Source organism: Mycobacterium heidelbergense (assembly GCF_050205645.1).
Lineage (GTDB): Bacteria > Actinomycetota > Actinomycetes > Mycobacteriales > Mycobacteriaceae > Mycobacterium > Mycobacterium heidelbergense_A.
Genome location: NZ_JBNMQT010000025.1, coordinates 1 through 24,140 on the forward strand (window position 1 = coordinate 1; position 24,140 = coordinate 24,140).

1 protein-coding gene (running past one end of the window) is annotated in these 24,140 nt (G+C 65.6%); it reads right to left on the bottom strand.

All coding sequences use genetic code 11. The features are described 5' to 3' along the window. Positions 1–24,140, bottom strand: part of the annotated coding region (locus ACQI5H_RS21780; RefSeq protein ID WP_427081364.1) for a LuxR C-terminal-related transcriptional regulator (this coding region is incomplete at both ends). Its footprint extends 40,440 nt past the window's final position; 24,140 of its 64,580 annotated nt are in view.

Sequence of the window (24,140 nt, forward strand, 5' to 3'; positions counted from 1 at the left end):
GTGGGGATCCGTTGGGCCATCGGGGTTGTCGGGGGGACCGCGTTCGGGGTTGGCGACGATCACATCGCGCACGTATGGCGCCAGTTGCGGCACGTGGCGTTGCTCGCCGCTGACGGGGTCAGTGATCCACGTGTAGCGAGTCCGCAACGTCGCATCCGTGACGAACGTTCGCGCGAAAAATCTCTGCAGCTGACGGCTGAAGTTGGCGGGGTTGAAGAAATCCCGATGCAGGGTGAAGTGCCGCTCGGCCAGCTCGTTGGCTTCCGGCGAGCTCGGTAGCACTCCGAGACGCATCGCGTCGAGGAAATCCAAATTCAAGGCGGCGCAATCGTTTTCGAACTGCTGACAGCGCGCTTCGTGTTCGTCGTCAAACAACAGCCCGAGCCGTTCAAAGCTGGGAACGTATTCGTCCAGCGGCGCCAAAGGATTGCCGCGGAAATCAAGGTAACCCACCAAGGCAACGTCCTTCAGTACTGTGCCCCTCGGTGGCGAGCGGGTCCCCACCCCGGTTCGCGGGTCACAGAAGTAGGCCTCGCCACGGACGTTGAACGCAAGAAAGACTCGGCCGCTGTCCGTCACCACGATGGCCGACGAGTCGCGGCCCAGATAGCGCAGCGTCGCACGAACCTCGCCGTACGTTGCGCGCTGCGAATAGCAGCTGGCGGCTGACAACAGTTCGGTTGGGTCGTCGGCGCGGAACTCACGTCCGTGGATAGCGGTCAACATAGCCGCGGCCGCGTGCACATCCGAAAGTCCTTCATCCTCTGGTGTGAGCGACTCGCCGGCGAAGTGATTCTCTACGGGGTGGTGGTCATGGTCGCGCGCCAGCATGGGCGCCTCGAAGCCCTTGCCCGCAACACGTTCCCGACCGTCGCGTGCCGCAGAATCCTCATCCGCGTGCCGCCGATCCCGCCGCTCGACGGCGGCACGCACGATGCCGTCGACGTTGACGTGTGTCGCGATGTCGGTATATCCGACGTCCAGGTGAAGGCCTGGGCGCTCGGGCTGCGACGGATTGGAGATCTGCGCCAAGCCTTCGGCTTGGGCGTAGGTCTCGATTCTGCTGCTGATCTCGGCGATCGCGACAGCCATGGTGGCGGCGTCGATCTTGCCGATCACAATGTGGGCCATCAGGTCAGAGCCGGTACGGAAGGAATCGACCTTCGCCCCCGTGGCCTCGGCCAACTTCAACAACACGCTGCGCGCGATGTAGGCGATAGCGCCGTAATGGACGTTGGCGACGTCGGCGCGGTCCCGTGCGTACGTATTGAGGCCGGTCAGGTTGATCAGGCGTGTCGCCACCACGAAGCCGGAGTCGTCGCTGTTGGTCACGTGATCATGAGCTCGGGTCAGCTCGTCGTGCATGAATTTTTCGTCACGACCGTCGAGGTAACCGGTGGCCTCATCCGGGGGGTGCGGCTCGTAAAGCTCTCCGAGGGCAATACGCGCCTCGTCGGGCGCGAGCCGGCAGATTCGGGCGGCCTTCTTCATGACCCAAGCGCGTTTGACCTCCTCGGGCAGCGGGTATCGGGCGCGACCGCTCAGCGGGTGTCGGGGTTGTGCCTGCGCGCCCGCGCGCCCTGCAGCTTCGCCCTCGCCGCCTGCTCTTTCCGGGCGAGTTTGCGTTCCAGCTCCTGGATCCGCCGCCGCTGCTGCTGCGGGGTCAGCCCCGTCAGCCCCAGCCGCTCGTCCCGGTTCTCCTGCGACATGTCTGCTCCTGGTCTTACTCGCGTTCACGCCGAGGTCGGCGCGCCTGAAGATGTTCTTCAGCCTCAGGCCGGGCAGGATCTCGGCATAGCCGACATGTAGTCCAACACCGTTGTATTCCGGTTGTCCCTCATGCTTCGGATGCTCGATGTCGGACAAGTTGTGCTCTACAGCGTATGCCTGGGCGCGAGCGTGGATCCTCGCCAATGCCCTGTCCATGGCCGCCTGGTCGAGGTCACCGACGACGACGGCGCAGATTTCGTCGCCGCCGACGCGCATCGGCACCACGTCGGCCCCTGTTTCCTCGAGTGCCGCGCGGAAAATGGCCGCCAGGTTCCGATAGTGCGTATTGGCGTCGGCCCTTCGGAGGAATTCCCAATTCAGACCCCGGAGGTTGGCGATGTCACCCGAGACAAAGAAAGCTTTGTCCAGTGTTCGCTTGACATGCAGCCGTGCGCGCTTGACCTCGCGCCTCACGAAGTTGGCGACCCGGCCCTCGTAGAAGCCGGTGACCTTCTTGTCGATCAGTACCTCCCGATAGACGGCGTTGTGGACCGCCTCGGGCGTTAACGCCGCCAGATCCAGCGCCGCGACTCGTGCGTCGTGTTCGGCACGGTCCAGGTCGTTGGCAAGCGGATACGCCCCGTCGCCGGCGTCATCGGCGTGACGTCGCGGCAAGGCGTAGCGACCGTCTTCGAAGAACACCATGTGCCGGCCAGCAGCCGTGATTTCGACCGCTCGATGGCCGATCGGGCGGGTCACGGCGATCAGCAGCGGGCCCTCGGACAGGTCGGCGACGCCCGCCATTATCGTGTCGACAAAATGCGACGCTTGGGGCTCGGGCAGACAGGCGGCGAGCACCGCACGAACGTCATCGGTGTCGCTATCCGCGAGCCCGGCGCGAATCTCGGTTGACAGTTCGTCGTTAGTGTCAACGACCTGCTCCAGGCTCCACTCGCCGACCCGTGTCCGGATGATGACGACCCCGTCATCGGCATCGACGCCGCGGTCGACGTGGAATTGCAGTTGCTGTGCACCACCGCGGGCGATCACCTCGTCGAGCACTGGGGCGAGGCGATCGACATATTGACTGCTGCCCAGCGCGTACTCAATCAGCGACTGCGAACCGACGGTGCTCGGCAGGACGGCCGGGGTCTCGCGGAAACGCTTGACGACCTCGACCTCCGTGTGAGCCAACAGAAGACGACCCAGATCCGGTTGGTCATCTGGGCTCAGATTCACAAGCTCCTCGAGCGACGGCAGATCATCCAGCTCCACCGGAACAAATGCCTTTCGGTGACTTAATCTTTTCAGCTGCCGCCGGCAGGAACTCAACCGCTTCACGTACCTGACAAGAACGGCCTGGGCGTCGAGACCGACCCTGTCCTCCTGCATCAGATATTCGGCCCGCTCGATGATGCTTTGCAGCGACTCGTCCAGGTCTGGCCGACGGAGAAGCCAGGTGGCGCCGTGTTGGATCGCCGCGCGGGTGGACTGTTCCTCAGTGCCTGACGTTAGCCACCCGGCGCGGTCAAGCCCGCTGCGCAGGTAGTAGTGCTCGAACTGCGCCTCCAGGGCCCTGCAGAACTGCTGTTTCCGAAATCGCCGGTCTTCGATGACCAGCTCGCCATGACGAGCGGCGAAGTTGCCCGGTTCACCGTAGAGGTGTCGTTCGATGTGGCCGATTTGCCTGCCGCCCCTGCAGATTTCGGCTTCTAAGCTGACTATGTCGTCCGTGAACGACCCTTTCCACAGTATGAAGTAGGGTCCGTACCAGCCGGACAGGTCGTGGGCTAGCTCATCGACTCGCCGCTGGTAGAGGTTTTCCAGCACCACGTCCAGCGTCTCGGCGATGCCGGTGTCCGCCTGTAAGTGATCGGTCTCGCCGCCGCCCAGATACTTGACGACATGGCAGGGTGCCAAGCCCATCAGTGGCTTGCCCAGATTGGGTTCCTGGTGTGCGGTCACGGCCGAGAATCGATCGACCGCTAGGTCGTCTATGTTCGCCAGCTCACCGAAGTCCGCCAGCTCGGCCGCGTGAACGGCATCGCCGAACGTCTGCATGATGTTCTCGACGGCGTCAGCTCCGCCGAGAATGTGGGCGATGGCCTGGAGGCTGTTGACCGACTCTCGCACTTTGGCCGGATTCAAACTGAAGTCCCGATCGGTCCACATGCTGGCGGGGGCCAGGTTGGTGATCAACTCGATGCGATCGACACCGGAGCGCTCGAAAAACGGCTCGAGCGTCGCACACATCGCCGTGACGAACTCTTCGTCCCGCTCCTCATAAAGCAGCACCAGCTCGTCGCAAACAGCGACCAGCCGGCCGTGATCGTCACGGGCGAAGCTCCAGTCGATGGTGCCGATACGATGTCCGTCACGGTCGTAGATGCGACCGCTGAGAAAAATTCGCCCGTCCCGGCAGTCACCCGCGAACTCGATGCGGTAGTCGTCCCCGTACCAACCGGACAGATCCCTGGCGAGCTGCTCGACTCGCCAGCCGTTGAAATCATCGACCGCCTCCCACAGCGCCTCGGCAAAGCGAGTCGCCACCGTGCGGGTGGTTTTGTCCAGGCCCCAATACCGCAGGCGCGCCGCGAAGTCCGGGTCATCGCGCGGCCCGGTCGATTCGCCGTCCTCGAGATATCTGGCAACGTGGCAGACTGCGGAGTCCACCAGTCGCTGGCCGAGATCGCCGAGGGCCAAAAGCTCGGTGAGGGTCGGAGGACGCAGGTGTGGGGATTCCAGTCGCCGCACAAGCGCTTCGAGAATAAGGGCGTCGGGGTTATCGGGGCCGATTTCCCGTAGTAGCCGCCGAGCCGCGTTTGTGATGTTAAGGACCGACTCGCGGACTTTATCCGCGTCCTCGCTCCAGGTGGCGTACCCCTCGCGAATCAGCGCGGTGCCCTCACCCACCAGGGCCGTCGCCTCGATCCGCTGGTCAAGGTTGTCGACCGCTTGACCCAGCGCCGGGGCGCCCGGGGGATCCATCGGGCTCTGGGGGCCTTGGCCTCGATCCCCCATCAGGCGCGCCCAGCGCTCCGCGGTCAGCGGGCGCGTCGCGAGGGGGTGCGCCCTGCTGTCCGCAGTATGCGCAGGGTAATGCTTGACCACCGCCACCTCTGTGTTGGCCAGCAGCAGGAGCCCGAGTTGCTCGCCGCCGGCCTCGAGGTTCACTAGCTCATGCGGGGTCGGCAGACCGCTCAGATCAGCTCGGTCACCGTGTTCGTTCAGTTCGCTCGTACAGGCATCCAAACGTTGGACAATGTCAGAAAGACGGGCCCAAGCAGCCGGGAACTGCAGCCTGAGCCGGACAGCCGACTCTCTGATGCTGGCCAGCGACCCCAGCAGTGCTCGTGTCGAACGCACCAACTTAAAACCCTGGACGAACATCGCCCAGGTGCACTCGCCATGGTTACCCCGGGTTGTCAACCAGACGCGATCAACCCCGGCGGCCGGGTACAAGCCGTCGTCGAATTTCGAGGCCAGCGCCGCGTAGAACTCCTCATCGGAAAACACCGGCTGTTTGAATTCCAGCGATTCGTGCCAGGCAACCAGGCTGCCGTCAAGATCAAGGTACAGGGACCGCTCGATTGTGCCGATTTCACGGCCGCGATAGAAGATACGACCCGTCAAGCCCAACTCATCGATGCCGGTCCCGTCACCGCTCCACAGAACTTCGTATGGGCCACACTTGCCGGATATGGCGTCGGTGAACTGTTTGACTCGGGCCTTGTCTGCGCGGTTGGCGAACACCACGTCCAGCCTCTCCGGCAAGGCGCTCGGGTCCTCGCCCGGTTCTTCTGCGGTGCCGCCGTCGTGGGCACCTCGGACGTGAGAGATTGCGTGGGCTGCTCGCGGCTCGAGGCTGTCGTCGAGGCCGAAGCGCGGATTGCCGTCGGGACCCAGGATGCAGTACGCGTTGAGCTCCACCTCGTCCGCGGTCCACCCCGGTGGCCACGGGCGCTCGCCTCCGTTGTTGTCGTCGACGACGATCCAGCCGGGGTCGTTGTGCAGCAGCCAGACGTGGCCGCCGTGGCGCCCGCTGTCGGGCGCCCATTTGGTGGCCACCACGATCGTCCAATCCTTGGGTAACTGCGCAGCCATCTCATACAGCTCGTCGTAGGTGGCGAACCGCGACCCAGACCGGATGGCTTTGAACGTCGCCCGCGCCGGCCTGCCGCGCGGGGGCGCCCCCGCATCCTCGGCGTCGAAACGGAACACCCGCTGGTATCTGGCCGACAACCTTCCTAGCGCGTAATCGTCGCAGTTACCGAACGCCGGGTCGGGGTCCTCGATGCGCGCATCCTCGAGGGCCTGGTCCACCACCCGGTCGGGAAGCCCGGCGCCGATCCTTCCGGCCGCGATCAGGAACGGTCCGCGTTGGCCCGCACGCTGGTTGACCCACCCCCCGTCGGGATTGTGGATTCGCGCCATGTCCATCTCGTCGGCGCCGGCCGGGCGGCCGAGTTTGACCACGATGGCGCCAAACTCCGGCGCTGTCGGGTCGACGCCCGCGCTTCGCCTGAAGTTCGGGCCTTCCGGGTCAGGAGCTCGATCTGAGCGCGCCGCCGCGATTACGTTGACGCCGAAACCGGCCTCGCTGGCGCTCTCGAGCGGGACACGCCACCGATCGCGAAAAAAGACCGCGCGAACCAGGTCTCCTAGCCCCGCGCCCCGCAGGGCCGCACCGATGGTCATCGACCCCACGCGGCCGTACGGGAAGATGTCGTAACCAGTGAAGCGGCTGTCGTCATCGTCGGCCCACGCCTTGCGGATGACTTCGAATCTGCGGAGGAAAAGAGAGAGCTGCTCGGCATCCAACTTTCGTTCGGGAGTCGCGTCGGATGTTCTGTTATCGATGTGCAGCAGCGAGGCCGCCTTCAGCCGCGGGTTCTCTCGCCGCGTCGACAGCAGCTGGTTAGATGCTTCATCCATCCAGCGGTCCAGCTCATCGAGCGGTGTCGTATTGCCGGGGAAATGCAAGGACACCGCATCGGCGCGATATGGATCTACATTCTTTGCGGTGAAGGCCACCGCGGCGCCTTCGATCGACCCACCGAAAATGCCCGGTTGAAGCTGGAGCACATGAAGCTCCATCCCCGCCCCGCGGGCGTTCTCGCGAGCCTCGCGCAGCGTGACCCGAAGCTTGACCGCGCGGTTCGCGGCGGCCAATTGCAACGCCGACAATTCGCTATCCGGGTTGAGCAGCCCCTTCTCCGCGTCGGCGACAATGGTATCGAGCCACCGGATATTGGCCTCGTTACGAGCCCATCCCAGTAATCCGTCGACTGAATTACCAATAGGTGCCGGATATGCCAAGATCAGCGCCCACTGCTGCCTACGGCTTAACCGTCGCCACCCCGCCGCATTCGCGCGCTCCAGAAGGCCGTCGGGTTCAGGGGCGTCCGATAGAGTCTGGACGCGACGGGCCAACTCGCTGATGTGTTGGAGCTTCAGCCGCTTCAGCGCCTCACGGACCACCGGCTGATAGACGCGCTCGAAGCCGGAGACGACCGGCTGGTCGTGCGCCAGTACCCGGTGTCCGTCGAAGCGGCTTGCGTCGCCGGCCCGCACGTCGCGAGCGATGTCAAACGCCGAGATGTGCTGATCAACATTCGCCTGGTAGCCGATGCAGGCGATCGAAGCCGCCGGCAACCCCGGCTCCCGCCGAATGTCGGAGAGCAGACCGTAGAGCGCAGTGCTCAGCCAAGGAACCAACGTACGCATCGTCGCCCCCAAGGTGGACGGGTGCCAGGAGACCGTCTTCGCCTGATAGGGATCCACCCCCTTTTGGCTAAAGGCGACGATGGCGCATCCCTGACTGTGGTTCGCCGCGGGGTCAAACCGCAGCAGGCGCAGGTCGACCTCCATAAACCGGGCAGCGTCGGCGGCCTGACGCAGCTGAATCTCGATCCAGTTCCAATGCGCGATAAACACTCGCTCGGTCGGGTCCATGCGCTCGCTGAGCTGCGACACCAGCTCATCGCGGATGGCCAGGTGTTTCTCAATGACGCGGATGCTGGCCTGGTGGGATGCCCAGCCGTCGGGGATGCCTTCGGCGGTGGCGATCTGCTCGGGGTATTCGACGATCAACACCCACTTTTCCTGCAGGCTTAGTTGCTTCCAAGCGGCCGCGGTTGTCCGGGCCCGCTCAGCTCGGCCGGTCGCCTGGGGACGTAACTCGTCGGCGCTCGTCACCCCCAGCTTCGTCAAGGCCCGCTCGGCCAGCGCCGCCCGAGCCTCCTGATCGCCAGGCAGCCCGACCGGCTCTTCCACGCCTAAAAAGGCCAGCCGCGAACTCTCGCGGTACCCGCCCGCAACGGGGCTGTCGCCAGGTCCCAGCACCGTCCCCACCGACCGGGCCGCGGCCAGTTGGGCTGCTGGTGCGTCAGTTCGTGGGCGCGGAGCTAGCGCACCCCATCCGTAGGCGCGCGCCACCAGCTCGGCATTGTTAGCTGCGCCGAACTTTTCCCTCAGCGCGGCTAACTCAGGGATGTCTTGCTCACTGCCGCCCGCGGCCAGCAGGTCGACCAGGGCGCGTTCGCCATCGGTCAGCACCGGGCTCGACGCGCCTTCCCGGGGATCTACCAAGCCGCTCTCGTACGTCATCGCCGCCAGGCGGGCAGGAGTGCGTGCGCCCCACTTCTGGGCGGCAAGCCTGAGGTTCGTTTTCGCGTCTTTCGAGTCGAGTCTCGGCCGATCAGCCACCTTGTCATTGGTGAGCTGCTCGGCCCACAGCTTCAGCGTCCGAATTTCGCGCTCCGTCAGCTCTTTCAAACTGTCCGGAGCCAACGGCGCTTCGACTTCCCTGGCGAATTCCGCCCGCCACGCTTCGACCAACCCGCTCTGGCAGAGTATCGTCGCAAGCTGTACGAGGTCGTCGCCCGCACCCACCTTCGCCTTGATCTTTTTGACGGACCGCAGCACGGCGCCCTCGCTGAGGAACCACCGGTCGGTAATTTCTCGGTACGTGAGCCCCTCGGTGACAACAAGTGTTGTTATGCCGCGCTCAAGAGGAGTCAATTCCAGCATGCGGTCACGCAAACCTTCTGGCGCAGGACCCAGATCTAGTCCGGCACGCCGATGGGCCTGGGCCACTAGATGATGGCGGCTGCGCGCATGCAGTTTCTTCGTCGCGTTGTAGAGGTGCATCTTCACGGTCGCCTCAACGAGGTGAAGCTGGCCGGCGATCTCTAAGTTGTTGCAGCCCTTAGCCGCCCGCGAAATCACGTCAACCTCGCGGGGCGCGAGCTTGACCTCTTCTGCATCGGCGCGACCTGCTAGCCCACTCGGGTAGGCCTGGTATGCAATATTCACCAGGTCCATGAGGTCGACGGCACCCAGCTTGCGCATCAAGCCGTCGACATCGATCTCCACGGATTTCGGAGCGCGTCCCAACCGTTTGGCGATCGTGGCGATCTCGCGGTTTTTGATCCCATCGGTGGCGAGCAACGCCATGATCTCGCGTTCATCGTCGGTTGACGTCTCAATGCACTGCCGCAGGTGATCTGGGTCGACCGAGCACCGCGGATTGAGCATCGCCACCAGGTGCGCGCGGTTCGGTGCTCCAAATTTTTGCAGCAACCGGTGGAGTTGCATATTCACGGACGCCAGAGAGATTTTCAAACGTCCGGCTATTTCGCGGTTGGTGAGCCCCTGCGCCACCAGATCAATCAACTCGCGCTGAGGCTTGGTCAGCCGCGGCAAGTCCTCGTGTCGGTCCGCCTGTTCCGGCAGGTGGGCAGGGTGCTCCTTGGGCTCGGGCTGATCAGGCGCGGATTCGAAGTCGAGGTTGTGGGTGGGGTTGCCGATGAGGCCGGCGTCTGTGCCGCGTGTGTCGACGCGGGAACGGGGCCCGGGTGTGCCGCGTCGGCCACGGGCGGGGCCGGTGGTGTCGGCGCGGGTGGTGAGCGGGCCTGGCCCCCGCACGCGGTGCGGCGGGCCCGCTTGGGGGGTGGGGTCGGGGCCGCGTTCTTCGATGCGCGCGGGCTCCGCCGCGGCGGCATGGGTGTCATCAGATCCGGGAGGGGCGCGCGCGGACTTGGCGTCGCCCGTGCCATCGCGGGGACCTTCGATCTCGACCCACACGCGCCGACCACCAGCATCGGCCTCGGCACCCAAACGCCGATAACGCTCCAACCACGTGGCGTCCAGCAGTCCCTGACCGCCGTCGGCCACCGTGACCCGCAACCACCCATCGTCGCGCACCTCGACAACCACCCGCGCACCATCGGCGCCATCACCCACCAGCTCCCCCAGCGCCGCGACCGCACGCGCGGCAGCGGTGTGCGCGTCCCGCTCCGACCAGTGATGGCTCTTCGCCAACACAGCAATCTTGTCCAGCGCCTGCGGGTCGGGCCACCCCAACTCCACACCAACCCGCGGGTCAGGTTCGGCCAGCCGTTCGGGCACCGCGGTCTCGAACAACTCCACAAACACCGTCGTGTCGGCCTCCCCGACCGCATAGCCCGACACCATGTTCAGCGCCTGCACTGGGGCGACCGGGGCCGGCACCCAGCGACTGCCCTCGTCGACCGCGATACGTGCCATCCGCTGACCCACCTGCTCGCGGCCCGCCGTCGCCGACACGTCCACCGGGCCCGCACCACGCCCGACGCCCTCACCCACCAACACACCAACCACGCCGCGCACCGAGCGGACCTCATCATCGGTCAGCCACCCCAACACAGCCAGCCAATCGCCCACCCGGGCGCACACCCCATCCACACCGGCGACATCGCCACGCTCAACCGCAACACCCAACCGCGCAACCAGCACACCCCATGCGTACGCGCGCGCCACCACCTGGGCGTCGTCGTGGCGGTCCGACAGGCGCAGCGCCTCCTTGATATCGCCGACCCACCCCTCAACGACAGCCACCGACACATCCAGCCACGCGGCGATCTGGTCCCGCGTTTTCCCGTCGGCCAACGACTCGATCACCACGTAGTGCTCATACGACAAGCCCACCGCGCCCGGCACATCCGTCGGCGCACCCACCAAGCCGCACTCGTGGGCCACCCCCACCAACTGGGCATCATTGCCCACACCCAACTTCGCGCTCGCGCTGCCCAGGTAGCGCTCCACGCTGTCGGGGTCCAGACCGGCCGCCACACCGATCTGCTCGACGTCGAGGCCCTCAGCCAGCAGCGCCAACACCATCAGCTCAAACGATCGTAGGCCCTCCAACGGGCCTACCGCCTTACCAACAAATTGGCTCACCGAGACCGTGGCCCTAGCGACTGGCTTCGTCAACTCACCGCGCGAGCCATCGACCCGGCCGGCTCCCGACACCTCACCCGAGGACCCCTGAGCTACCAGCCCGCCCTCGTAGGCAATCCTCACCAGCTGCTCGTCGCTACCCACACCCAGCAGATCTCGCGTCCTACGCAGCTCCGCACTCACGGTGTGCCGATCCAACCCCAACCGCTTGGCGATCGCTTCGTTGCTGAGTCCCTCGGCGCCCAGCAACGCCAGCATCCGGCGCTGACGGCCGGACAACCTGTCCTTCAGAAACTTTTTCAGGTCTACTACCACCGCGGGAGGATCCAGCCGGTAGGCAAACACCACCTCCTGGACCCGGGTACCTGCACCCAGCTTCACCCGAATGCTCGAGCGGTAAGTCCTTACCTTGCTCAAGCTGCGGAGGCCCAATGTCTTGTCCTTGGCGATGTCTTTATCGGTGAACCCGTGAGCCATCAGCGCAACAATGTCGCGCTCCAGCTGCGTCAACTCCGGCGGACTTTGCCGCTGCCGCGCGGCGTCAGGGTGCGGGGCTTCTGACGGCTCGTTCAGCTTCGGTAGAGCTACTGGCGCCGCGGCTTCGGCAGCCGATTCCGTTGGTGAATCCGCGGCGCAATCTTGCTGCCACTCCGGTTCAACGCGCCTCCACAGATGATGCAGCCTCACCAAGTGCGCGCGGTTGTGTGCAAGCAGCCACCCATGCAACTGACGGACATCCCATTTCACGCTGGACTCGCTGATGCCCAACTCTGCGCTGATCTCTGCGTTGGAAAGCCCCGCGGCCACCAGGGTCAACACCTGGCGCCTGCGCGGTTTCATCGCCGCCATACGCTTCTTCAATGCTGCTGGGTCTTCCGGGGATCCCGGATCCCTGGTGTGCGGGAATCGCGCACGCAACGGGCCGTGCTGGTAAGCCTTCGCCACCAGGTCGGCGAGGTCGCGAGCGCCCAGCTCCGACATCAAGCGGTTTACAGCCGTTTTCGCGCTCTGCCGGCTGATGGCCCATTCGTCCGCGATCTGTGGCGTGGCGAGCCCGCGAGCCACCAGCTCAAGCAGTCGCTTCTCAATGCGCTGAAGGTAGTTGTTGACGAAGTCCTCAGGCAGGCCCAACCGCTCGCCGATCTCTTCACGGGGGCACCCCTGAGCGAACAGCGCAAACACCGCGACCTGCTGGTCGGCCAGCTTCTCCAGGCAGTCCTGCAGAGCTTCTGACACGTAATGGGCCATCGTCGCCAGGTGCTCGAGGCTGCCTGCACCCAGCTCCTTCTTCAAGCCCGAGATGCACCTGTCCATGGACCGCGGTTGGAGGTTTAACTCGTCGGCGATCTCTTTGTTGGTTTGGCCTTTGGCCACCAGCGACCACATCTCGAGGTATTGGGGGTCCAGGTATGCCAGGCGCGTCTTCAGCATTTCGGTGTCGGGTAGCGCCCTCGGAGCTACCAGCCCGCGGCCCAGGGCTATCGTCACCGCCTGGGGGCGGGTGCGGGCACCCAGCCTCGCCTTCAAAATGGCGACATGCCTGTCCACAGTAGCCTTGGCGATGTTCAACTCAGCGCCGATCTCTTGGCTGACGTAGCCCGCGGCCACCAGCGACAGCACCTGGTATTCACGGTCGGTCAGAAGGGGAAGGCCCTCGCGGACGCCTCCCTGGTCCGAAGACCGATCCCTCGCTTCATCACCGTGATGGGACTGCGGATCTTGGCCCGCCACTTCGTTCAGGTTCGGCGTGGGTACCGGCGCCGGGGCTTCGGCAGCCGATTCCGCTGGCAAACCCTTGGCGTCGTCTTGCTCCGACCCCGGTTCAAGCCCCACCAGGTGGTGCAGCCTTACCAGGTGCGGGCGGTTGCGTGCACCTAGCGTCCGCTGCAACCTGTAGACGTAACCTTTCACCAGGTATTTAGAGACGCCCAACTTTGCGCCGATCTCTGCGTTGTCAAGTCCCGCGGCCACCAGGGCAAACACCTGGCGCCGCAGCGGGGCCAACTCAGCCATCCGCCTCTTCAGGGCGGCTCGGTCCTCAGGGGATTCCGGATCTGGATCGTCCGGCAATCTCGGAGTCAGTAGACCACGCTCATAGGCCTTCGCGACCAGGTCGGCGGAGTCGCGAGCAGCTAGCTTCCGCATCAAGTGGTTGAGATGCGTTTTCACGGTCCGCTCATCGAGGAGCCCCTCGGCCACCAACTCGAGCATCTTTTCGTCGCGGTCATTCAATCGCGTCGGGCCGGTCGGGGGATGCTCACCGCCTCGGTGCGCGACCGCCGTGTCGAGCCGCGGAACTAGCTCGCCCGACGCGTAGGCGCGCGCCACAACCTGAGCGTCGTCGTCTGTGACGAAGATCTCCCTGACACTGCGAAACCACGTCTCAACGAGGGCAAGGGCCACATTGAACCGCGCGGCCAGGGCGGGAATGTCTTGGTCCGTGCCTCCGGCGGCAAGCAGCTCGACCACAGCGCATTCGCCCGCGGTCAGAAGCGGGTCGCTCCGCGCGCCCGAGGGAGCTGCCAAGCCGCTCTCGTAGGCCATCGCCACCAGGTGGGCGCGGGATTTTGCATCAAGCTTGTTCAGCAAGTGCCCGATGTGCATTCGCACAGTGCGTGGACGGAGGCGCAACCGGTGGGCGATCTCGTCATCGGTGTGCCCGTCGGCCACCAGCAAAAACACCTCGACATGGCGAGGCGGGAGTTTGGCTAGTCGCTTGCGGAGCGCTTGATCCGCATGGGCCGGGTGCTCCACATCAAGTACGGCGCGCCAGGGTTCGACGACGACCACCAGGTGAGCGCGGTGGCGTGCACCCAGCCTCTTCAGCATGCGCCGGATGTACTTGTTGACCACGCGCTCAGTGGTGTCCAACCGATTGGCGATCTTCTTGCTGGGAAATCCCTCGGCGAACAGCCGAAACATCGTGAGCTGTTTGTCGGCGAGGTCCTCTAGGCGCTCCTGCAGAACTTCTGAGACGTAGTAGGCCATCGTCGCCACGTGCGTGCGGTTGCGTGCGCCCAGCTCCGTGAGCAAGCGCCCGACATTGTTCTTCACAGCGCCTGGGCTTAGGTCCAACTCATCAGCGATCTCTCTGTTGGTGTAGCCCTCGAGCACCAGCGACAATGTCTCGAAGTCTTGGATGTTCGGGCCGTTCAAGCAATTCCGCAGCGCCGTCGTGTCAGGCCGATACCCCGGAGCTACCAGCCCGTTCTCAAGAGCTCTCATCGCCAGGTCGACGTCCGTCCGGGCATCGAGTGCCTCAATCATGCCCTGGATGTCACTCTCCACGGTGCTCTCATCGATATTTAGACTCTTGGCGATCTCTTTGTTGGTGTAGCCCTCGGCCAAGAGCGATACCACCCAGCGGGCACGGTGATCGCGGTCGGTCAGCTGCTCGATGTTGGCGACGATCACCTCGCGCGCGTAGCGCGCCAACCCGGGCGCCGCCGAGTCATAGTCGCGGCGCAAGCTCGGGGTCGTGGCCACTCTTTCGGCCTCGTAACGCTGCACCCGGCAATCGAAGCCGTTGCAGAGCCAACGCGAGAGGGAAAGGTGCCGCTGGGCCAGCATGTTCGCTCCTTCCGAGCCCGGCCTGACACCCCGCCCCATGGCCGATGCGAAATCGGCGTTCAAGGCCCACCATTGGTCGGCCAACTGCGACCCGTCCGACTCAGGCATCGCCCCGACCGCCGCATCCATCTGCGTCAACACGGCGACGAAGTCCTCCACCGGATGAGGAACACCATCGCGCCCCGAGTCAACGGGACCCTCACCGTCGTAATCTGGTCGATGGGTGTCGCCCATCCCCCAGGTGCTCACGCCACTATCCACCGGCCCGCGCCGGATACGGCCAGGCTCGTCGATAAGCCTTCGCCACCACACGGCAGCGGCCCCGGCTGGCCCGAGGGTGCCGGGGGATGGGTCGTCGGCTTGGGGCACCCCGGCGTCACCAACGGTATCGGCGGCCGGTCGGTCGATACCGCCAGCCGTCTGCACCAACCGACGCGCTGCTTGATCGGATATCCACCCCGCCTCACACGCCGCCTTCAGTACCGTGGCCAAACAATGCTTGGCCGCGACATCAGCGTCCTGGCGGCCGGCTTCCTGCGAGCCGCTGAACCCAGCCAGCAGGAGCGCACTGTCGATCGGCGCAGCGGGCGGTGCGAGCGCCGGGGTGCCGTCACCCAACAGCACCGCCGCCTGCCACACGCCGTCTCTCCCGGCATCGCGCGCCGGCGACCATCGCGTCCACCCCTGGTCGCGGTGCCGCGGGTCCCACTCCCAGACCATCGCCTTGCCCCGCTCAGAGGTGACTCTCCACAGCACCGCGTGACTCTGCCGGTCGTTCTCGGCCGGAGGTTTGGCCACCAGCGCCCACATTGGGGCGCACCGCTGCGGCCCGGGCAGCGTCGTGGCCCACAATCCCAACCCGACACGCAACGTCAGACCGTCGGGGTAGCGGCCGAACTCCGGTCCGGTCTCCCACGGCCCGGTGATCGCATGCTGGGCCACCTCAACATCGACCGCCTCAAGGCCGGCTAAATCCGGTACCACCACGGTCGCCTCGGACTCGGCGGTGGGACCGGACGACACTTGCTCGGCCAGCTCCTGCAACACGGCCTCTAGACCCCGCGCATCTGTCGGCCATAGCACGGTCGGATCCACCACGCCACGCACGTATTCGGATTCGATGTCGTGTGCCCACGCCCGCCCAGTGATCCGGCTCTCCGCCAACACTTCCCGCAGCCGCAACACTGCCCAATGCGCCTCGGCGGCCGAATACCCCAACGCGCGCAGCAGATCGAGCAACCGCCCAGGATCCTTTAACAGCCTCGCGAGCAGCATGGTGTCAAGCGGCCGATCAGCACCGGATCTGCTGAGGTTCGCTTCAACGAAGATCGAAACCAACTGCCGGTGCTGCCACGGTGGCGGAACGATCCCGTGATAGCCAAACGCTTCCATTCCCTCGTGGTCGACAGCTGTGAGCGGCTCCACCAACACGTTGCTGGCATGACCATCCGGATGGGCAAGAACATAGTGCAACACGGCGATCATCTGGCCCTCGATGCTGCGCAGATCGAACGCCGGTGTGCTGTCGTCTGCGTCATCCTCATCGAGGGTCCGGGCGCCGCGAATGTATTGCTGCAGTACTCCAAGGCCTGCCGGGCCCAGCCACGCGCGCGTGGGTGGCACCAGGGTCGGGTTCTGCGGGAACAACAGCCAGGCGACCAGCCAGGCCGCGACCTCGTCGCGGATCGCGGCGTTGCTACGGCCCATCTTGTACACGCCAATAGGCACCCCGCGGTAGCCGACCACCAGGGACGCGCCCGCGGAGCCAGACAAAGGCTCGAAGTCGAGCTGATCCCACGGCGGCACATTCCAGATGGTCACCGGTCGCGACGGGTCGAACTCGTCCTCGGTGTCGGCGCGGTGCAGCGCCCGAGGGAACCTGACGACGCCCTTGTGCCCTCCGTGCCACGTCACTAGGTCGCCGTCGCGCACCCGCACCCGCTCGCGCGTGTCGACCAGCATCCCGTTGACCCGTAGCCCATCACGAGGATCAGCCCGCAGCCACACCGCACCGTTCTCATCCCACCGCAACGCGACCTCGACGCGCCCGTAGCCATAGCTGTCCCCCGTCCACGCGGCATTGACGTCCTGCTCTTGCCGCAGTCGCGTTGAGTGCAGCACGGGTGGATTGCCGTCGAAGGCGTCCGCAAACAGCAACACCATCGGCTCGGTGCCGCCCACTAGTTCCCGGAACGCATTCTGGAGAGAAGCCTGCTCCTCCGCATCCGGCCTATCCGATTCGAAGTCGAGGTTGTGGGTGGGGTTGCCGATGAGGCCGGCGTCTGTGCCGCGTGTGTCGACGCGGGAACGGGGCCCGGGTGTGCCGCGTCGGCCACGGGCGGGGCCGGTGGTGTCGGCGCGGGTGGTGAGCGGGCCTGGCCCCCGCACGCGGTGCGGCGGGCCCGCTTGGGGGGTGGGGTCGGGGCCGCGTTCTTCGATGCGCGCGGGCTCCGCCGCGGCGGCATGGGTGTCATCAGATCCGGGAGGGGCGCGCGCGGACTTGGCGTCGCCCGTGCCATCGCGGGGACCTTCGATCTCGACCCACACGCGCCGACCACCAGCATCGGCCTCGGCACCCAAACGCCGATAACGCTCCAACCACGTGGCGTCCAGCAGTCCCTGACCGCCGTCGGCCACCGTGACCCGCAACCACCCATCGTCGCGCACCTCGACAACCACCCGCGCACCATCGGCGCCATCACCCACCAGCTCCCCCAGCGCCGCGACCGCACGCGCGGCAGCGGTGTGCGCGTCCCGCTCCGACCAGTGATGGCTCTTCGCCAACACAGCAATCTTGTCCAGCGCCTGCGGGTCGGGCCACCCCAACTCCACACCAACCCGCGGGTCAGGTTCGGCCAGCCGTTCGGGCACCGCGGTCTCGAACAACTCCACAAACACCGTCGTGTCGGCCTCCCCGACCGCATAGCCCGACACCATGTTCAGCGCCTGCACTGGGGCGACCGGGGCCGGCACCCAGCGACTGCCCTCGTCGACCGCGATACGTGCCATCCGCTGACCCACCTGCTCGCGGCCCGCCGTCGCCGACACGTCCACCGGGCCCGCACCACGCCCGACGCCCTCACCCACCAACACACCAACCACGCCGCGCACCGAGCGGACCTCATCATCGGTCAGCCACCCCAACACAGCCAGCCAATCGCCCACCCGGGCGCACACCCCATCCACACCGGCGACATCGCCATGCTCAACCGCAACACCCAACCGCGCAACCAGTAGGCGTTGCCAATAGGCGCGCGCCACCGACTGGGCGTCGTCAGCGGCTTTTAGCGCTTGTTGCAGGCCGTCGAGTAATAACCGAAGATCGTCCAGGCTCATGCGCACCCGCCTGGCGATCTCGTCCTTCGTGTGCCCAGCGGCCAACAGCTCCAGCACCCAACAGTGGGTATCCGTCACCTGCGCTGGCTCGGGCCGCCACCCGTTGGGCACGTGGACCACACCGCTGTCGTAGGTCATTGCCATGAGGCGCTCGGGAGTGCGTGCGCACGCCCGCCGTCGGGCCGCATCCCGATAGACCCGTATGCCTGCCAGCGAGAGGCCGGTCCACACACTGATCTCCTGGTCGGTCCACCCCCGGGCCCACAGCTTGACCACCTGCAACTCACGCCCGTCCAGGCGACCCCGCCCGATATCGGCGGCGTCGTCGACCAGCCGACATTGGCGAGCCACCCGCACCAACTCGGTGGCATCGCCAACACCCAACGTCGCCGTGATCTTGTCCACAACAGCGCTATCAGCGGTGCGGCCCTTACTGCCCACCTCCGTCAACACCGCGCGCTCTGGGTCGGTCAACTTCGTCACACCCGTCCGCAAGGCATTCGGATTCTCGACGGGCCCCGCATGCAGCACCCCAAATCGGTACAGCAGGGCTACCAAATGTGTGCGGTCCTCGGCACCCAACTCCATTGCCACCTGGTCCAGCTCGGACCACACGACGCCCCCGGCCGGGCCCCGACCGCCGTGCACCGCGCTCAACCGCACCACTGCCTCACGCCCAGGCTCTTCCAACCTCCTCACGGCATCCAGAAAATCCGGATCCAAACGCCTGGGCGGCGCGGCTACCAGCCCGCGCTCATGGGCGAGTGCCAGCAACCCCTCACGGCGGCGCCCAACGACGCCCAGCACGCCGCGGATGTTCCGGAGGTCGTGCTCCACGGTCCGCATGGACACGCCCAACTCTTCAGCGATCTGTCCGTTGGTGAGCCCGTCGTCCACTAACTTGATCACCTGCTGTTCGCGACCAGTTAGCTTGGCAGGGTGTTTCTGCGTGGCCTCTGACACGTTCTCCAGAGAGCCCTCATCTACTAAGCCGCCCTGATAGGCGATTTTCACTAGCTGCTCATACCTGCCGACACCCAGCAGCTCCTGAATCGTCTGGAGCTCCATCTCCACGGAGAGCTCATCGTTCCAGGGCTCGCCCTCCACGATGGGCTTGCCGCGATCCAACTCGTTAGCGATCTGTTCGTGGTCGAGCCCGTGGGCCAGCAACGTCAGTATCAGGAGCTGACGGCCGTCTAGCGTGGCGTCCAGCCGCTCCTTCATCTTTTCTGACACCTCAGGTGGTTCTAGCCTGAACGCGAACGCCACCACTTGGAAGAGTGGGCCCGCATGCAGCTTCCGCCGGATCCGATACAGGTGCATCTCCACGCTGCGCGTAGAGATGCCCAGCCGGCGGGCGATCTTGCTCTGCGTGAGCCCATCGGCGGCCACCAGATCAATCACGTCACGCTCGCCGCTGGTCAGCCGCGGCTGGCTTCCGGAGCGGCCAGCCAGAATGGCCGTACCGGCGGCGCCGGACCTGCGGGTGGCCGTGCCTGCCGCCTCGACCTCGGAGAGCCTGTCACCGAAGGCGTGGGCGGGCAAGGCCTCGTGTGGGGAGCTCAGGTCTGCGTCGTCTGGGAATCGCCGACGCAGCAGACCACGCTCGTTGGCCCTCGCCACCGCCTCGTCGCGGGTGGTGGCACCCAGCTTCCTCATCATGCGCCCGGCGTGATGTGTCACCTTTTCCACCGGGATGAGCAACTCGGCGGCGATCTGCGCGGTGGTGCGCCCGAGGGCTACCAGTTCAAGCACCTGCTGCTCGCGGTCGGTCAGCAGTGCTGAGCCCGTCCCTTTCGGTTCCAGCCGGCTCGAACCCGCGGTCCGGCGACCGCCGGCTGCCCCCTCACCATGGAGATAGTTGACAGCCGTCACCCTAATTCCCGCCAGCAAGCGACGGCCCAGATCGCGTTCGTCGTCCGTCGTTAGAAGCGCCAGCTCAGCGAGTGTCGGCGGATTGCGGTGTCCGGGTTCGCACCGCGACGCAATGCCTTCGAGGAGCGTGCGACCCTCGGAGCTGACCTTCCGAGAAAGGGCCAGAGCCCTTTCTCCTATGTTCTTCAGCGAAGCGCTAAAGCTGTAATCACGGTCGTAAAACTTGTTGCCCTGAAGGGCCAATCCGTAGGTGATGTCCCCCCCGGGCAATTTCAAATTCCAATTTCCAGGAGCATCGTCATCCGCCGCACCCACCTTGATGCGGTCAGCAATGACGCAATACACGTTGGAGCGCCGATATAAGGGCTCCAATCCCCTGACCAGCTTCCAGTAAACCTCGTCATCGATAACCACAAATTGGTGCACGGCGACCAGCCTGTCCTGATGATCACGGTAGAAGGACGCCCGCAGACTTCCGGCTGGCGTGCCGTCCTTGAATACCCGACCATCAAACACGAGTTCATTGCGGCAGCGGCGGTGATCACGCATGCGGTAAACCCGCATCCGACAAATGAGCAAGTCCTCTAACGTGCCTTCCAGGCCCTCGGCGAGCCGACGGGCTCGGCCGAGGTCGATCTTGGCCGGCCAATCGGTGTGAACGACGTCGCCCAGCATCTCGACCGAGCTCACATCCACCGGGCGGCCGCCATCTTGCTGCCACCGCCTCCACTGCCAGTACAGGGTCACGAGGTGGTTGCGGTTAAGCGCGCCCAGCTTTGCCCGCAAGCGCCCGACATGTGTTCTGACAGTCCTTTGGGAAAAGTGCAGCATTGTGGCGAGCTCTTCGTCTTTGAGGCCCTCGGCGCCCAACAACGCCCACACTTCACGTTCAACGTCGGCCAACGCTTCCACGCCCTCCTGCAGGGCTTTCGGGTCGTCGGGGGGGCGCGGATGCAGGCTGCCACGCTCGTAGAGCATCGCGATCACCCGGGCATGGGCGCGCTCGTCGATAGCCAGCCTCCTCTTCGCGCTGTTGACGCGAAAGGCCACGGCTTTTGTACCGATGCCTAATGCTCGGGCGATCTGTGCGCGCCTTTGCCCTTGGGCCTCCAGCGAAAACACGTCGTACTCGCGGAGGGTCAGTTTGACTGGGCGCTCCTGCACGGCCTCTGACGCGTCGCTGGGGATTTGCCGGTCCACGAGCCCTCCCCGCTTGTCCGCGCCGCGGTGGTTATCGGAGTCGCCCGGGGTGTGGCCGCCGCCGGAGCCGCCGGACCTGGTCGGCCATCGCGCTCTCCTGAAGCGGGACCCACGCACACCTCGGCCAAACCTAGGCTCGGGGTCGCTGCGCGCGTTGCGCCTAAAATCGTCACCCAAGAAATCGTTGCCCAGTCCACCACCTGGTTCCGGGTCCTCCGCACCAAAGCCAGAATCGTTACGGGGTCCGGGCGACGGTTCACCGGGGCGTGGTTGCTCATCGTCGGGCAGCCACCTAGCAGGGACCGTCGTAGCACCCAACAGCCGCGCGGCATCCAAATGATCCCCGGCCCGCCGCGGCACGGCAGCCTCAGCGCTTATCACACCCGCGTCCATGCCAGCGTTTGATTCCCCGGCGACGTCGGAGTTGTTGCCACCGCTGCCATCGCCTTCATGATGGTCGGGTTTTCCGGACGCACCGATGTTGAAGTCAAAACTAGGGTCTGGTTGCTCATCGCGGGGTCGTGCTGCGTCGCTGGCCCGCTCAGCGGCGGCCGAATCTGTGCGGTCGGGTGTTTCCGTGCTCGTTGGCCCGGCGGGAGCGGTTGCGGCAACGCCCGGTCCGGGGGGGCCGCGCGCGGATGTGGCGTCGGGGGTCCCGCCGCTGGGGGCTGCGATATCGAACCACCGGCGTCGAACACCGGGGCCGAGCGTGGCGCCATAACGCTGAAAGCGCTCCAACGGCCCCATCCGCGGCAGCACAACGCCACGGTCAGCGACGGTGACCCGCAACCACTGACCGGACTCGTCGTCCAGGACCTCGACAAGGACCCGCGCCGGACGCGCCGGATGGGCGGCATCGTTACGCAGTAGCGCCGCGACCGCCTCGACCGCGTCGGCCGAGACAAGCTTCGCGTGCTCCTGCGACCAGCCGTGCCTCTTCGCCAGCTCACGAATCCTCAGCTCCAGGTCCACGTTGGGCCCGGGCTTAGGGCTCGGGATCCGCGCAGGCCCCCTGGCGTCGGAGAGCTCCACGAATGCGGTCTTGCCTGAGGCCCCGACCGTGTATCCCCACACCATGTTCAGGGTCTCAACTGTGGCTACCGAGGTCGAGACCGGACGGCTACCATCGGCGATCGCGATCCGCGCCACCCGCTCACCCGACCGACGGCGGCCCACCGTCGCCGTCACCCGCACCGGACCGTCGCCGTTGCTGACGCCCTCACCCACCAGCTGTACGAGCACTTCTTGCACTGCGAGGAACTGGTTAGCCGCCAGCCAACTCCAAACACGCAGCCAGTACGTTGCCCGTGCGCACACCAAGTCGACCCCATAACGATCGCCATGCTCGATGGCAGCGTCGAACGGGGCAGCCAGCTCGCGCAGCTTGTAGGCGCGCGCCACTACCTGGGCGAGGTCGTCACGGTTCCCCCGAAGGCCCAGCCGCGCCTTGATGTCGCCGATCCATCCTTCAACGACGGCCACCTCCTCATCGAGGCTCCTGGCGATCTCGGCCGTCGTTTTCCCTTCGGCCAAGAGTGCGACCACCCGGTACTGGTGGTAAGACAACCGCGCCGGGCCCAGCACTGCTTCCCCGGGATCTGCCCAGCCCAACCCGTACACCATCGCCGCCAGGTGCGCATCATTGCGGGCACCAAGCTGCTCTTTGGCCATCTCTTTGGCACGGAGGGGTCCCGCCCTGCGAAGAAGTGGCCCGACGTCGAGAGTCTCGGCCCACAGCGCCACCGCCTCCCGGTCAAACGGCAGCGGCGCCGGCGACCGGTTCTGTTGTCCCTGCGTTGCATCGGGATCTTCGCGATGGCTTTGGATGTTGTCGGTAGGCGCATCGACGTTGCCGTGGCCGGCATTCGCGGGCATCGTCGGCCCTGCTACTGGGGTCGCGGCCTCAGCCCCCTCCGGCGGCGCCTGGGCGCTATCTGGCTGGTCCGATGCGACCAGCCTCCACTGCTGGTACAGCGTCACCAACTGGGGGCCCTGCGCGCGCAAGTGATGCATCATCCGAGTGATGTCAGACTCGACGGCGGCCGGACTGATACGCATCCTTTCGGCGATTTCTTCAACGGTCAGCGCCTCGCCGCCCAGCAATGCCAGCACCCGGCGTTCACGAGGTGTCAACGTCTGCATCCGAGCCACCAGTGCGCCTGGTTTGTTTGGCCGCCGCGGGCGTATCAGGTCGAGCAGGTAGGCCTTCGCCACCGCCTGGGTAATGTCGTTCGCATCCAGCTCGTTCATGATCTTCTTGAGATCACTTGCCACGGTCTTTGGATCGATGGCCAATTCGTTGGCGATCTGTTGGTAGGTGAACCCCTGGGCCACCCGCCGGATCACCTTCCACTCTCGCCGTTCTTCGGCGGCGTCCGATTCGCCCGCGGCGTTGTGGTTGTCGCCGTCAGTGCCGTCGTTCCGAGGATCGGCGTTGTCCGGCACAGTGATCGCCTGCGGCGAGCCCTGCGACGGCTGCTGACCGACTCCCCGCGCGCGCTGCACTGCCAGTTCGACGAGCGCCATCTGTCCGTCGCTCGCGGCTCCCACCGCCACCGCAGCAAGGGCCTGCAGCGTGGCCGCATGCGCATCCCATTCCAGTGCGACGGGGACCTCAGCCGCGCCGTCGTCCCCGTCCGACGGACCATCGCCACCAGCAGGCTCCTGCTCGACGACGACTGTGCCCTGCGTCAGGATCTTCTCGGCCCTCAACAGCACCTCGTCGATGGCCGCCCAGGAAACCCCCGCCATGGCCAAGCGTTCGGACGGTGGCGTTCGATAGAAAACCTCCACGGCCGCAACCACTTCCGCAGCGAGCCCGCGATCGCGCACCGCCCGGACGAACTCCGAGGCTTCCCCGAACCCAGCTAGGTAGTCGGCCACACCGCGCGCTTGGCACTGCTCGGCGCTGGCGACATCGAACTCGATATCCGGAGCGGCGCCGGGCACGAATTCAGCGACAACCGACAGTATTTCGGCTGGCCCAGCGTTGTCGGGCCAGCCGTGGCTGGCGTTGACCTCCGAGACCACTTGGCGTAACCGCTCGGCACCGCCGACCCGGTCAAGCAGATGACCGAAAACAGTGACGACATCTTCGGGTGCCACTCGATAGCGAGTTGCCCGCCCCTCGCAGAAGTGCCGCCGTCGCATCATGTCCGCGACAAGCTCCGAAAAAGCCAGCCGCACACCGGTGGTCTCGTTGACCACGACGTAGTCGCGCTTTCCTT